Origin of the sequence: Streptococcus ruminicola, from assembly GCF_011387195.1 — a bacterium.
Taxonomy (GTDB): domain Bacteria; phylum Bacillota; class Bacilli; order Lactobacillales; family Streptococcaceae; genus Streptococcus; species Streptococcus ruminicola.
In genome coordinates this window covers 1,233,997-1,246,311 of sequence record NZ_CP046919.1, presented here as the reverse complement: position 1 = coordinate 1,246,311, position 12,315 = coordinate 1,233,997, and the positions used below count along the sequence as shown (strand labels likewise).

The following is a 12,315-nucleotide window of genomic DNA, read 5'->3' as shown; positions in this document are numbered from 1 at the left end:
TAACTAACTGAAAAATGCTACTCTTTTAAGATAAGCGGTCATTTTCCCCTTTTTAGTAGCTATTTCTAAACATAAATGATAAAAAGACTAAAATTTGAGGGAGGTTTTTAGAAAAAAATTAATGCGCTGTCATTTATATGTTATAATAGTTAAGGACGCTGTGCTTGCCACAGAATACTACTAAATACGTTTATTATCAAAAAATGTGATAACAACTTCTTTATCACATCGCATTTATTTTATTATAGAAGGAGTTTTCATGAAAGCCTCAAAAAGTGAAGTTACTTATTTTATTCTAAGTATCATTTTAATTGCCTTTGCTGGTGGTATTTACCTTTTCTTTGGTAATACAAAGACTAATACGTCAAGTTCACAACCAAAAAGTTCAATCAGTTCTTCCTCATCTAGTCAAGCTGACTTAGAAGCTAAAGCCCAAGAATTATTATCAGCTGCTCAAGCTAATCCATCTGCTGAAGCTGTGACAAATGCGCAAGCGGCTATCAACAAAATCTCTGATGAAGCTAAGAAAACAGATTTCCAATCTCAACTAGATGCTGTTTCTGCTGAAGTAACAAATCAAACAAATGCTGAAAATGCTGTCAAAACTGCTGAAGACAATCAAACCAGCGACAATGTCACTGCTGCTCAAGCTGCGATTGATGTGCTAACTAACCAAGCTACTAAAGATCAACTTCAAGCACGTCTTGACGCTGTTTCTAACGCTATTGCTGCTGCCAATACAGCAACTACAGATACTGCTGGATCTTCTGACAGCACAACTGAGTCTACTGTTGACCCAAATAACACCTCTCGCACTCCTACATCAGTTACAACTGATGGTAATCACACTTATTATAGCTATTAATGATTTCAATTGGATTTATCTTCTCAGCAATTGGTGCAACTTGCTTAGCCATTTCATCATTTGCTAAAACGAAAAAAACTATGTTAACTTGGCAATTATCGGATTATTTCTTTACGATGATTGCTAATTTTTTACTCGGTGGCTACACTGGCGCTATTTCGATTAGCGTATCTATTATTCGTAACACGTTAATGATTAAACACTGGGATTCCATCTACACAACCGTTATTTTAGTGATTATCCAAGTTTCTGCAGGAACTTACTTTAACAACCTTGGTTTGATTGGCTTTCTTCCCTTGATTTCATCTGTGTCTTATACCATCATTACCTTTATGACTAGCAAAGTTCAATGGCTGCGCTGGGTTACTGTTGAAAATATGGTACTCTGGGCATTTTATGACTTCACTATTAAAGCTTATCCTGCTTTACTTATGGATATTGTCATCACACTAACGACCTTAATAGCCATTTCAAAATACAGTTCACTTAATCATAAGAAAAATAAGTCTTGATTTTTCATCAAGACTAGAAATAAACTCATTTTCTGATACTTTCTGCCGTGGTGAAAGTATCTTTTTTTGTTGCTCGTTTCACGCGCAAATAGTCCTAAAATCAAGTTGTGACAATAATGACTTGAAATTGATTTTAGTTAAGACGTTTTTTATTAATATGCAAAAACTGCATGAGTCATACCCATGCAGTTTTATATTGACTTACACTGTTTCGTATCCTAATAAAATACCGCCATCTTCACCGTAAAAGCTGCAAAGACCTGATGCTGGGATAAAGCGAACATCAGCTTGTGGGTATTTTTCTTTAATTTTGTCACTCAATTGTTGACAAGCTTTTTCGTTATTTGCGTGAGCAATCATAACCTTGCCACCTTGGTAACCTTCTTTAAACATTTCCTCAACGGTTGCTTGAACAGCTTTCTTTTGACCACGCGCTTTGTGAAGGAGTTCCAATTTTCCTTCGTCACTTGCCTTACCAACCATGCGAATGTTCAAAAGTCCAACAACTTTCCCGACTAGCTTACTCAAACGTCCATTTTTGACAAGGTTATCCACACGTGCCAAAACAAACAACAATTTTGTCTTTTCTTGATAAGCCGTGATAGCTTCGACCACTTCATCAAAGCTTAAGTCTTTAGCAATCAAACGATTTAATTCTTCAACGATTAAATCAATCTCACCACCTGCAGACAAAGAGTCGATAACATGAACATTGACATTTGGATGTTCCTCCAAAAGCATGTGTTTTGCAACCTGAGCACTATTTTGACTTCCTGAAAGATTACCTGTAATCGTGATGGCAATAACATTTTCAGCACCTTGATAAGCTTGTAAGAAAGCATCTGGGCTAGGGCAACTTGATTTTGATGAAACAGGACTTGCGTACATGGTTGTCATCATATTAGCAACGTCTAATCCTTCATCATCCACAAAAATTTCTGAACCAATTTGAATTGTTAGTGGGACATTTTGAAATTCTGTGTGTTCTGCAAGCTCTTCAATACGTCGAAGGTCACAACCTGAATCAGTCACAATTTTCCAAGTCATATCTATTTCCTCCAATCCATTCGAGATTTAAATTCATTTGACAAACAAACTATTTTCACCTAAAATTATATCATTAATGCCTTTATCTTAGTATTAAAAACAATCAGATGTCACAAGTAAGAGGGTTTTGTCATGACGGAAAAGACAATTTCAAAAAAGTCCTTGCAAAATTTGAAAGTTTCTAATAAAGAATCACGAAAATTGACACGTGAAGCGCTAGAAACTGCACTTTTGCTCCTTCTTGAAAAGAAAACCTTGAGCCAAATTACGATTTCAGAACTCGTTGCCAAAGCTGGTGTCTCACGCAACGCTTTCTACCGTAATTATAAGTCTAAAGAAGCTATTTTAGAGTCTATTCTAACCCAAATCGTTCGTCGCATTTTTCGTGGTCTCAAAGCATTTGATTTGAAAAGTCAGCTCTCCCAAGCTTGGCTTTTCATTCTGAATGAAGCCAAAAAAGAGGCACAAGTTCTTGGCTTAATTTTTGAACAACACCTTGAAAAACTCTTGACGGGCATCGTCTCTAAACGATTAAAAGCTTACCAAAGGTTCAAGAAAAAACATGATTCACGCTACACAAATTCTTTCTGGAGTAACGCCATCATCTCAGTTCTTTCAAACTGGGTAGCTGATGACATGCGTATCCCTGCTGAGGAAGTAGCTGCAATCGGTTTGCCACTTTTCTTATAAGAAGAAAATACCGACCACAATTAGGTCGGTATTTTTATTATTTCAAGACATAATCGTAAATAGCCTGAGCTACTCCGGCATTGTCATTAGTTGTTGTTTCGTAGCGGCAAATAGATTTGACTTCGTCTGTCGCATTTCCCATAGCAACGCTATGATAAGCAAATTCAAGCATTTCAAGGTCGTTGGCAGCATCACCAAGTGCCATGACTTGCTCTGGTGAGAAGCCAAGTTTTTCTGACAAAGCTTTAAGAGCTGTTGCTTTAGTGTAACCTTTTGGCATAGCTTCAAAGATATATTCTTGGCTACGAACCACACTAAATTCTTTAGCCAAAGCTGTTTCTTTAGCTTCTTGAAATGGATTTAATTGTGGCGCTTTTGCCATGTACATAGCTTGGAAGATGATTTCGTCTGTCGCCTTCATCTCATCAAGTGTGACTGCATGAGCGGTATCAAAGACAAGACCAGCATCGTATTGGACAAGTTCTGGAACTTCTTCACCTACAGCGTAATAATGTTTTTCACCTGTCAAGGTTAAGCAAACATCTGGGTAATTAGCAACAGCTTCATTCAATTTATCTAGCTCTTCATTTGTGACTTGAGCATGAAAAACAAGTTCCCAATTTTTGGTATTGTAAATGGTGCAACCATTATTCATGATGATATATTCTTCATCATCCAAGCCCAATTTTTCAAAAAATGGAAGAATTCCTGACTTTGGACGTCCTGTACAAAGAACAATTTTTACCCCTGCTTGTGCAGCTTTTTGGATTGCTTTGACATTTTCTTCAGGAATTTTTTTATCTGAATTAAGTAATGTTCCATCTAAATCGATTGCAATTAATTTAATCATTTTTAGTGACCTTCCGTTTAATTTTTGGCAAATGCCACTGACGCCAGTAGCCTATCATACGTAAGATTGTCAGAATTAAAACTAATACATAATAGCCAGGATCGTTATGAACGATTTTAAAATAAATCGCTAGCGCCGCTAAAATTGCCCAACCAGCGTATACTTCACTTCTAAGCACACTTGGTTTTCGACCAGCTAAGATATCTCGGACAATCCCGCCACCTGCACCAGTCAAAACAGCTGCGACAATCACAGCGCTTAAAGGTTGATGAAGTTTAACAGCATACATGGCCCCTTGAACACTAAAAGCCGCAAGACCAATAGCATCCGTCAAGACTTCTGCTTTTCGCCAACCTTTGTGAGTAATGATATTTGGAAATACCATGATAAATAACATGGCTGCCAAGGCAAAATAAAAACACTGACTCTGAGACCAGAGGGCGCTAATCGGCAAACCAATCAAAAGATTACGAATAGCTCCACCACCAAAGGCAGTCACAAAACCTAGGATAAAAATCCCAAGTATGTCAAAATCTTCTTCCATCGCGACGATTGCTCCAGATAAAGCAAAGGCGATAGAACCAATGATACTTAATAAATCCCAAACATTCATCGTCATTTTGATTCCAAACTATATTTTTTCTTACTAGACTAGTTTATCATTTTTAAAGCAGTAAAAAAACAGAGCAAGCTCTGTTTTTCTAAATTTTACTTAATTTCTTTTCCGAGACTAAATTTTGTTTCTTTAAGCGCACGTTTTAAAAAGAACTTAAATGGACGTCCTGTGATAGTCGCTTGTTTTTTCTCTAAATCAACGTCAACAGCTTTTACACCAGGAACAGCTGATAATTTTTCAGTCACTTTTGTGACACAACCTTGGCATTTCATACCTGTTACTTCATATGTTTTTTCCATGAGAAACTCCTTTATTTTAATGTCATGTATTTTAAGCGAAGAGCATTTAAAACCACTGACACTGAACTAAAGCCCATAGCAAGTCCTGCAATCATTGGATTAAGCAAAGGCCCACCAAAGAGATACAAAACTCCCATTGCAACTGGAATCGCTAGAATATTGTAGATGAATGCCCAGAAGAGATTTTCCTTAACCACTTTAATCGTCAAACGACTGATGCTTAAAGCTCTTAGGACATCTGAAATTTCTGGTTTCATTAGGATAATATCCGCTGACTCAATAGCAATGTCAGTTCCTGAACCTACCGCAATCCCAATGTCTGCTACTGCTAACGCTGGCGCATCATTAATCCCGTCACCGACCATGGCAACCATTTTTCCTTGACGCTGCAAGTCCTTAATAGCTTGTGATTTTTGGTCAGGCAAGACCTCGCTAATCACAGTCTTGATGCCAGCTTGTTTGGCAATAGCTTGCGCGGTTTTGCTGTTGTCTCCTGTTAGTAAAACGACATCAATGCCTTGACTTTGTAATTTAGCGACGGTCTCCTTGCTGTCTGCTTTTAATAAATCGGCTACGGTAATCACTCCTAGCAGTTGCTCATTAGCCGAAATGTAAATCGGAGTTTGACCTTTTTGTGTCGCAGCCAGCACAGCTGTTTCACTCGCGGTCAAGTCAACTTGCAACTCTTCCATCAATCTGCGGTTACCGACGTAAATGGTCTGCCCTGCAAGATCAGCTTGTAAACCTCGTCCTGTCAAAGAGGTGAAATTCTCAACTTCTTCCAAAGTTAGTTTGTCAGCGCTAGCTTTTTCCACAATAGCCTGACTAAGTGGATGCTCTGAATACTTTTCAATGGAAGCGACCTGAACAAGTAGGCTCTTTTCGTCACCGTGATAGGCGATAACATCAACCACTTGTGGTTTTCCTTGCGTAATGGTTCCTGTCTTGTCAAAGACCATGGTATCAATATGATGAGCATTTTCAAGGACGTCACCACGTTTGTAAAGAATCCCATTTTCAGCACCTCGACCAGTTCCAACTATGATGGCTGTTGGGGTAGCCAGTCCAAGAGCACATGGGCAAGCAATCACCAAAACGGCGATAGCAACTTGGAGGGCAAAGACGAAACTTTCACCCTTGGCAAAATACCAGAATAAGAAAGTGACCAAAGCGATAGTCATAACTGCTGGCACAAAGACCCCAGCAACCCTATCAGCAATCTTGGCGATAGGTGCTTTAGTTTGTTGAGCATCTTCTACCAATTTAACAATCTGTGCTAAAAGCGTTTCGTCACCGACTTTTTCAGCTCGAATAGTTAGCGAACCTTGTCCATTAATAGAAGCACCAAAGACCTTATCATCAGCATTTTTTTCAACAGGAATACTCTCACCAGTTAGCATCGATTCATCGATGACTGAATGTCCTGAAACCACAATGCCATCAACAGGAATTTTTTCACCTGGCTTGACCAAGATAAGGTCACCTACTTGAACCTGATCAATTGGGATTGTCTGCTCAGCTCCATCACGGATAAGAGTCGCCTCTTTAGCAGATAAAGTTAATAACTTTTGAATAGCATCTGAAGTACGTCCTTTTGAAAGAGTTTCAAAGTATTTTCCCAAAGTAATCAAGGTCAAAATCACAGCAACGGATTCAAAGTAAAGCATATGCACGTGGTGCACATGCCCTAAGGCGATGTGGTAAGTGCTGTAAAGACTATAAAGAAATGCTGCGCTCGTTGCCAGAGCGACTAAAGAATCCATATTAGGATGCGCTTTTAACAAAGCACGGAAACCATTAACATAAAAACGGCGTCCAAAGTACATGACTGGTAAAGTCAATGCAAGCTGAACCAGCGCAAAAATCAAAGGATGCTCACTCATGCCAATAGCCTTCGGCACCCACAATCCCATCATGCTGCCCATCGAGAGATAAAGCAAGGGAATCGCAAAAGCCGCTGACCACAAAAACTTATGCCACATATTATGAGTAGCTTCGCTCTGGCGTTCTGATTGGCTTTTAGCTGTTGTTGGGTCAAATACACAAGCGCCATACCCAGCATCCACAACAGCTTTTTCAATCTCAGCTTCACTGACTAAGTCAGGATTGTAGCGTACAGTCATCTTCTCTGTTGTCAGATTAACAACCGCCGAATCAACATGATCTATTTTATTGACAGCATTTTCGACATTTAATGCACAGGCCGCGCATGTCATGCCATCAATGACAAAGACTTCTTCTTTTTCCATAAGATACCTTCCTATCAGAAATCTCACAAATCAACCGTTAAAGACCAAGATGTTCTTTACAACGACATTGTCCAGGAATACAATTACACGGTACTTCATCCAAAGCTTCTTTTTCTTTGGATGATAGCAGAGCTTGTAAATCAGCAATGTCAGAAAGTGTCATTGGCGTTTCTTTTAGCAAATGTTCAAGAATAGTCTTGTGCTTGCGCTGACAAAACTTATCAAATAAATCATCAGCCTGCTGGTTCATAGCTTCTTGCTCAGACAAAAGACTTGAGTAAAGAAAAGCTTTACCAGACCTTTTTCTTGTCAAGTAACCTTTATCAACTAGACGTTTCAAAAAAGTCTTAACCGTTGAGGCTGTCCAGCTATTTTTTTCACCTAGAATATCAAGAATCTGACCACTCGTTGCCGCATCTTTGGTCCAAATCACGCGCATGATCTCCCATTCTGATTTTGAAATTGACATAGTATTCCTTTCTAAATATCTTTTTTGGTTTACATTTGTAAATTTATTATATTTCTATCGTCTACATTTGTCAACTATAACTGCAAAAAATAGCCCGAAACCTAACATTTCGGACTTTAAACACAAATAACTTTGTGTTCTGAGTAATTTAGAAGAGACTTTACACCTTCATTCTAGTTCTTTACGCTAGAATTTGCAAGCGCGGCCATTTCTTTTGCCAATCTTTCTTTTTCAAGCGGTCATGATAAACTGCCATACGTTCTTTATCAACTAAAAAATGTGGAGTTGGTTGGACGACAAAATTAACAATATCATCTTCGCCATAAGGCAAAAATAACTCCAAATCTCCATCTTTTAAACGTGCTGCTATAGCTGTACAGCGTTCTGGGTATTTACTGATAGCATCTCTGGCACTTTGATAAGGAGCTGTGTGCGGACTATGGCAATGCATAAAGACCTGATTTTTAACTTCCCATTGATAATTAGGATAAGCTGCTTGAAGCTGTTCTTGAATAGCTTGAGTCTTCTCATAAGTTATCTCAGGGGCAAAAAAGACAACATCAATGTCACTTGCATCCAACAAACCTGGCTTTCCTGATAAGACATTCCAAACGTAATTACGAAGTGTCCCCGCAGCAAGCCAAGCATCTGGCAGGTCAAGCTCAGCTATTATAGTTAAAATCGCTATCAACTCTTTATCGCTTGCAAATAAAGCTTTGAAATCCATCATTTTCCTCGCTTTGATAAGCTTTTACAAATTCTTGCAAAGCCTTTAAATCATCTACAAAAATGGCCTTATCACGGTCTTCTTGTCTCAAAAATCCTGTAGTTACCATTTGGTCAAAAAGGTCTTTGAGGAGGTTATAATAACCATTCAAATTAAGAAAAAGGCAAGGCTTATGATGCAGTCCAATGCGTGTCCAAGAAAAAGCTTGGACAATTTCCTCAAGAGTTCCAGGACCACCTGGAAAAGCCAAAAAAAGCTCCCCATTATCCATTAAAAGTCGCTTACGCTCATCCATATCAGCCACCAAAGTTAGCTCTGTTAAATGCAAATGAGCTTTTTCACGCTTTTTAAAATCAAGCGGAATAATGCCATAAACCTCTCCGCCATCAGCTAAAACCGTATCCGCCAAAACACCCATTAGACCATCTTTACTACCACCATAGATTAATTGATGCTTCTGTTTGGCTAACCAATGACCTAATTCAATGATATTTTCCTTATAAATCGGGTCATTCCCAAAACTTGACCCCAAATAAACCGTAATTTTCATCTTCTCAATATTCCTCGCTAAAACACTTTCATTATATCACATCAAAAAAAGGCCTGCCAAGTGGCAGACCTTTCTCATATAAAATTCTAGTTAACTAAAATTTATTTTTTAGCTTCCAAATCACGAAGCATTTGGTCGATTTTATTTCCGTATTCGATTGATTCATCTTTGATGAATGTCAAATCTGGAATTTTGTACATTGTTAAGTTGCGACCAAGTTCACGTTTGATAGTTCCTTTAGCTTTTTCAAGACCAATTTGGGCTTTTTGGTTATCTGAAGCAAGTTCAGAGTGTATTGTGTAGTACACTTTAGCCATTGAAAGGTCTCCAAGCATTTGAACATCAGTAATTGTGACATCTTGAACACGTGGGTCACGAACTTTTTTGTGCAAAATTTCGTTTACTTCACGTTTGATTTCCATACCAACACGGTCGACACGATGATTAGCCATAATCATTTCCTTTCTAATCTTTTTGAAAAAGCTAGGCTAAGCACGCCTAGCTTTTTATTCGTTTATAAACTGTAACGTTTAGGCAAGGTTCCATAGAACTTGCCGTACAAGTATTAGTGGCTTTAGCAACAATACTTGGCGCAGTAGTTGAGTGGATTCTAATACGCTGATAAATCAGCTTTTACAACCCTACTCAACCGTGCGGGGGTAAGACGACGAACCTGCTTTTTGGGGTTCTGTCTTACTCCCTAACGTTTAATTTCTTCCATTACGTAAGCTTCGATAACGTCATCAACTTTAATGTCGTTGTAGTTTTCAATCATCAAACCACCTTCTTGGCCGTTTCCGATTTCTTTAACGTCATCTTTGAAGTGTTTAAGGCTGGCAAGTTTACCGTCGAAGATAACGACACCGTCACGGATGACACGTGCGCTAGCATCACGCGTAATTTTACCATTTGTAACCATGAATCCACCGATTGTACCAACTTTAGATACTTTGAATGTTTCACGGATAAGAGCTTCACCGATGATTTTTTCTTTGTATTCAGGGTCAAGCATACCTTTCATAGCATCTTCAACTTCTTCGATAACTTTGTAGATGATTGAGTGAAGACGAATATCTACTTCATCAGCTTCTGCTTGTTCGCGAGCTTGTGGTGTAGGGCGGACGTTAAATCCAATGATGAAGGCATTTGATGCTTCAGCAAGAGTAACGTCTGATTCGTTGATAGCACCTACAGCTGAGTGAACAACTGACACTTTCACACCTTCAACATCAATTTTAAGAAGTGAGGCTGCTAGGGCTTCAACAGAACCTTGTACGTCGGCTTTGATGATGACGTTAACAGTCTTAACTTCACCTGCTTTAAGGGTATCAAAGAGGTTTTCAAGGCTAACACGTTGAGTGACTTGACGTTGTTTCATCAAAGCACGTTTAGCACGTTCTTCACCGGCTGCACGCGCAGCTTTTTCATCTTCGTAAACCGCGAAGTGGTCACCTGCCATAGGCACATCGTTCAAACCAGTGATTGATACTGGTGTTGATGGTTCTGCCACTTTAACACGGCGTCCAAGGTCATTAACCATGGCACGAACACGACCGAATGTGTTACCAACAACGATTGGGTCTTGAACATGAAGTGTACCTTGTTGTACAAGAAGGGTTGCCACAGGTCCTTTACCTTTATCAAGACGAGCTTCGATAACAGTACCGATAGCGCGAACTGTTGGGTCAGCTTTCAATTCTTCCATTTCAGCAACAAGAAGAACTGTTTCTAGCAATTCATCAATGTTTTTACCAAATTTGGCTGAAATTTCAACGAATTCACAGTCACCACCCCAAGCAGTTGAGATGATTCCGTGTTCTGCCAATTCACCGATAACACGTTCTGGGTTAGCACCTGGTTTATCAATCTTGTTGATGGCAACGATGATTGGGACACCAGCAGCTTTAGAGTGGTTAATGGCTTCGACTGTTTGAGGCATAACACCGTCATCAGCGGCAACAATCAAGATAGTGATATCTGTGATTGAGGCACCACGTGCACGCATTGATGTAAAGGCCGCGTGACCTGGTGTATCAAGGAAGGTAATTTTCTTACCATTTTCAACGATTTGGTAAGCACCGATGTGTTGAGTGATACCACCAGCTTCGCCTGTAGCGACACGTGAATTACGAAGGGTATCAAGAAGGGTTGTTTTACCGTGGTCAACGTGACCCATGATAGTTACGACAGGAGCACGTTCAACCATTTCGTCTGGGTTGAGGTAGCCTTCGTCAGCAAAGAAGCGTTCGATATCAGCTTCGTCAACTTCGACTTTTTTATGAGCTTCAATACCATAATCAACCATCAACAATTCGATTGTATCGCTGTCGAGGGATTGGTTTTGAGTGGCCATAACACCCATCAAGAAGAGTTTCTTAACGATCTCTGCTGGTTCGCGTTTGATACGTTTTGCGATTTCAGCAACAGTCATGCCTTCAGTGTATTCAAATTCTTTAGGTAATTCGTGGAACTTACGCTCTGTTACAGGTTTTGGAGCGTTGTTACGATTGTTATGTTTACCTTTTTTGTTTTTCTTGTTATTATTCCAGTTACTATTTCTTTGATTTCTCACTTGGTTATGATTATTCCAGTTTTTTCTATTCTTGCGTGGTCCATCTTCATTATCACGTTCATAATCACGTAATTTTTCAGGACGAGCTTGTTTCTTACGACGTTTATCTACAGCAGGTGCTGCTTGTTCTGCTACCACATGTTTAGGGGCAGGCGCTGCAGGTTTTGCTGCTTTTGCTTTGTGTTCTTCAGCCTTAGTTTTAGCTTCCACACGAGCTTTGTGCTCTTGTTCTTTAGTTGCTTTTGCTTTACGCTTAGCGGCTTCTTTTTCGTGGATGCGATTTTCACTTTGGCGAGAATACTCAGCATTTTGTTCTGCTTTCAATGCAGCTGCACGTGCCTTGAAATCGATACGTGGTTTTGCTGCTTGATTGCGATCGTTTCGTTGATCTCTTTGGTGATTATCACGCTGTTGATCTCTTCGATTATGATTTTGAGAATTGCGATCGCGTTGTTTGCGATTATTTTGGGCATTCTCTTGTCTGTCACGATTAGAACGATTGTCGCGTCCTTGATTGTTATTGCGCTTTTTATCGCCACCTTTAGCTCGTTTTTCAGCTTCGGCTTTAGCACGCGCTTCACGTTCTGCCTTAAAATTACGGCTCTGAGGTTTAGCAGGAGCTGCTTTAGGAGCTTCTGCAACTGTTTTCTCAGCTGCTTTTTCAACTTTGGCTTTTGCCGCAGCTGGTTTGGCATTTCCTGAGAATTTCGCCGCAATTCGTTTGGCATCAGATTCGTCAACGCTAGAAGAATGGCTCTTCACATCAAGTCCTAGCTCTTGAGCATAGTCAACAACTTCTTTGCTTGATTTGCCCAATTCTTTAGCGATTTCATATAATCTTTTCTTTGACAATTGATGTCCTCCTATTC

Annotated in this window: 13 protein-coding genes; 3 read left to right on the top strand and 10 right to left on the bottom strand. The window is 39.5% G+C overall.

Annotation, left to right across the window (positions count from 1 at the left end; genetic code table 11):
• Nucleotides 1-259 precede the first annotated feature (259 nt).
• Nucleotides 260-865: a peptidase gene (locus tag GPZ88_RS06465; RefSeq protein ID WP_166043750.1), complete on the top strand. Its 606-nt coding sequence runs from the start codon at nt 260-262 to the stop codon at nt 863-865.
• 2 nt (nt 866-867) lie between these two features.
• Nucleotides 868-1,377: a YgjV family protein gene (locus tag GPZ88_RS06460; protein WP_166044366.1), complete on the top strand. Its 510-nt coding sequence runs from the start codon at nt 868-870 to the stop codon at nt 1,375-1,377.
• Nucleotides 1,378-1,578: 201 nt separating this feature from the next.
• On the opposite strand, the gene GPZ88_RS06455 is transcribed toward GPZ88_RS06460, so the two are convergent.
• On the bottom strand, nt 1,579-2,424 hold the full coding sequence (locus tag GPZ88_RS06455; protein ID WP_166043748.1) for a DegV family protein: 846 nt from the start codon (nt 2,422-2,424) through the stop codon (nt 1,579-1,581).
• Nucleotides 2,425-2,556: 132 nt separating this feature from the next.
• Between GPZ88_RS06455 and GPZ88_RS06450 the strand changes: the two genes are divergently transcribed.
• On the top strand, nt 2,557-3,114 hold the full coding sequence (locus GPZ88_RS06450) for a TetR/AcrR family transcriptional regulator (RefSeq protein ID WP_039695925.1): 558 nt from the start codon (nt 2,557-2,559) through the stop codon (nt 3,112-3,114).
• Nucleotides 3,115-3,151: 37 nt separating this feature from the next.
• Here GPZ88_RS06450 and GPZ88_RS06445 read toward each other — a convergent pair whose 3' ends face one another.
• The 9 genes from GPZ88_RS06445 to infB form a co-directional block, all read right to left on the bottom strand.
• Complete coding sequence (locus tag GPZ88_RS06445; protein ID WP_039695926.1) at nt 3,152-3,964, bottom strand: Cof-type HAD-IIB family hydrolase; 813 nt, start codon at nt 3,962-3,964, stop codon at nt 3,152-3,154.
• A complete protein-coding gene (locus tag GPZ88_RS06440) occupies nt 3,957-4,583 on the bottom strand; it encodes a trimeric intracellular cation channel family protein (protein WP_039695927.1) in 627 nt (208 codons plus the stop codon). The genes GPZ88_RS06445 and GPZ88_RS06440 overlap by 8 nt, the downstream gene beginning before the upstream one ends.
• Nucleotides 4,584-4,672: 89 nt before the next feature.
• Entirely contained in the window at nt 4,673-4,879 is a 207-nt protein-coding gene (locus tag GPZ88_RS06435) for a heavy-metal-associated domain-containing protein (RefSeq protein WP_166043746.1), read from the bottom strand.
• A gap of 11 nt (nt 4,880-4,890) precedes the next feature.
• The gene (locus GPZ88_RS06430) at nt 4,891-7,128 is read right to left on the bottom strand and encodes a heavy metal translocating P-type ATPase (protein ID WP_166043744.1); all 2,238 of its coding nucleotides are present in this window, start codon (nt 7,126-7,128) and stop codon (nt 4,891-4,893) included.
• Nucleotides 7,129-7,165: 37 nt separating this feature from the next.
• Nucleotides 7,166-7,597, bottom strand: coding sequence for a CopY/TcrY family copper transport repressor (locus GPZ88_RS06425; RefSeq protein ID WP_074603695.1), 432 nt, complete (start codon nt 7,595-7,597; stop codon nt 7,166-7,168).
• Between the two features lie 181 nt (nt 7,598-7,778).
• Nucleotides 7,779-8,324, bottom strand: a complete 546-nt coding sequence (locus GPZ88_RS06420; RefSeq protein WP_158914824.1) for a nucleotidyltransferase family protein — start codon at nt 8,322-8,324, stop codon at nt 7,779-7,781.
• Complete coding sequence (locus GPZ88_RS06415; protein ID WP_158913205.1) at nt 8,293-8,874, bottom strand: LOG family protein; 582 nt, start codon at nt 8,872-8,874, stop codon at nt 8,293-8,295. Before GPZ88_RS06415 ends, GPZ88_RS06420 begins: the two co-directional genes overlap by 32 nt.
• 101 nt (nt 8,875-8,975) lie before the next feature.
• Entirely contained in the window at nt 8,976-9,326 is a 351-nt protein-coding gene (rbfA, locus tag GPZ88_RS06410; protein WP_003067449.1) for a 30S ribosome-binding factor RbfA, read from the bottom strand.
• A 248-nt stretch (nt 9,327-9,574) separates the two neighbouring features.
• Nucleotides 9,575-12,298: a translation initiation factor IF-2 gene (gene infB, locus GPZ88_RS06405; RefSeq protein WP_166043740.1), complete on the bottom strand. Its 2,724-nt coding sequence runs from the start codon at nt 12,296-12,298 to the stop codon at nt 9,575-9,577.
• Nucleotides 12,299-12,315 lie beyond the last annotated feature (17 nt).

Coding starts and splice junctions, on each gene's coding strand:
- GPZ88_RS06465 (WP_166043750.1), top strand. CDS start 260: ATGAAAGCCTCAAAAAGTGAAGTTACTTATTTTATTCTAAGTATCATT.
- GPZ88_RS06455 (WP_166043748.1), bottom strand. CDS start 2,424: ATGACTTGGAAAATTGTGACTGATTCAGGTTGTGACCTTCGACGTATT.
- GPZ88_RS06450 (WP_039695925.1), top strand. CDS start 2,557: ATGACGGAAAAGACAATTTCAAAAAAGTCCTTGCAAAATTTGAAAGTT.
- GPZ88_RS06445 (WP_039695926.1), bottom strand. CDS start 3,964: ATGATTAAATTAATTGCAATCGATTTAGATGGAACATTACTTAATTCA.
- GPZ88_RS06440 (WP_039695927.1), bottom strand. CDS start 4,583: ATGACGATGAATGTTTGGGATTTATTAAGTATCATTGGTTCTATCGCC.
- GPZ88_RS06435 (WP_166043746.1), bottom strand. CDS start 4,879: ATGGAAAAAACATATGAAGTAACAGGTATGAAATGCCAAGGTTGTGTC.
- GPZ88_RS06430 (WP_166043744.1), bottom strand. CDS start 7,128: ATGGAAAAAGAAGAAGTCTTTGTCATTGATGGCATGACATGCGCGGCC.
- GPZ88_RS06425 (WP_074603695.1), bottom strand. CDS start 7,597: ATGTCAATTTCAAAATCAGAATGGGAGATCATGCGCGTGATTTGGACC.
- GPZ88_RS06420 (WP_158914824.1), bottom strand. CDS start 8,324: ATGGATTTCAAAGCTTTATTTGCAAGCGATAAAGAGTTGATAGCGATT.
- GPZ88_RS06415 (WP_158913205.1), bottom strand. CDS start 8,874: ATGAAAATTACGGTTTATTTGGGGTCAAGTTTTGGGAATGACCCGATT.
- rbfA (WP_003067449.1), bottom strand. CDS start 9,326: ATGGCTAATCATCGTGTCGACCGTGTTGGTATGGAAATCAAACGTGAA.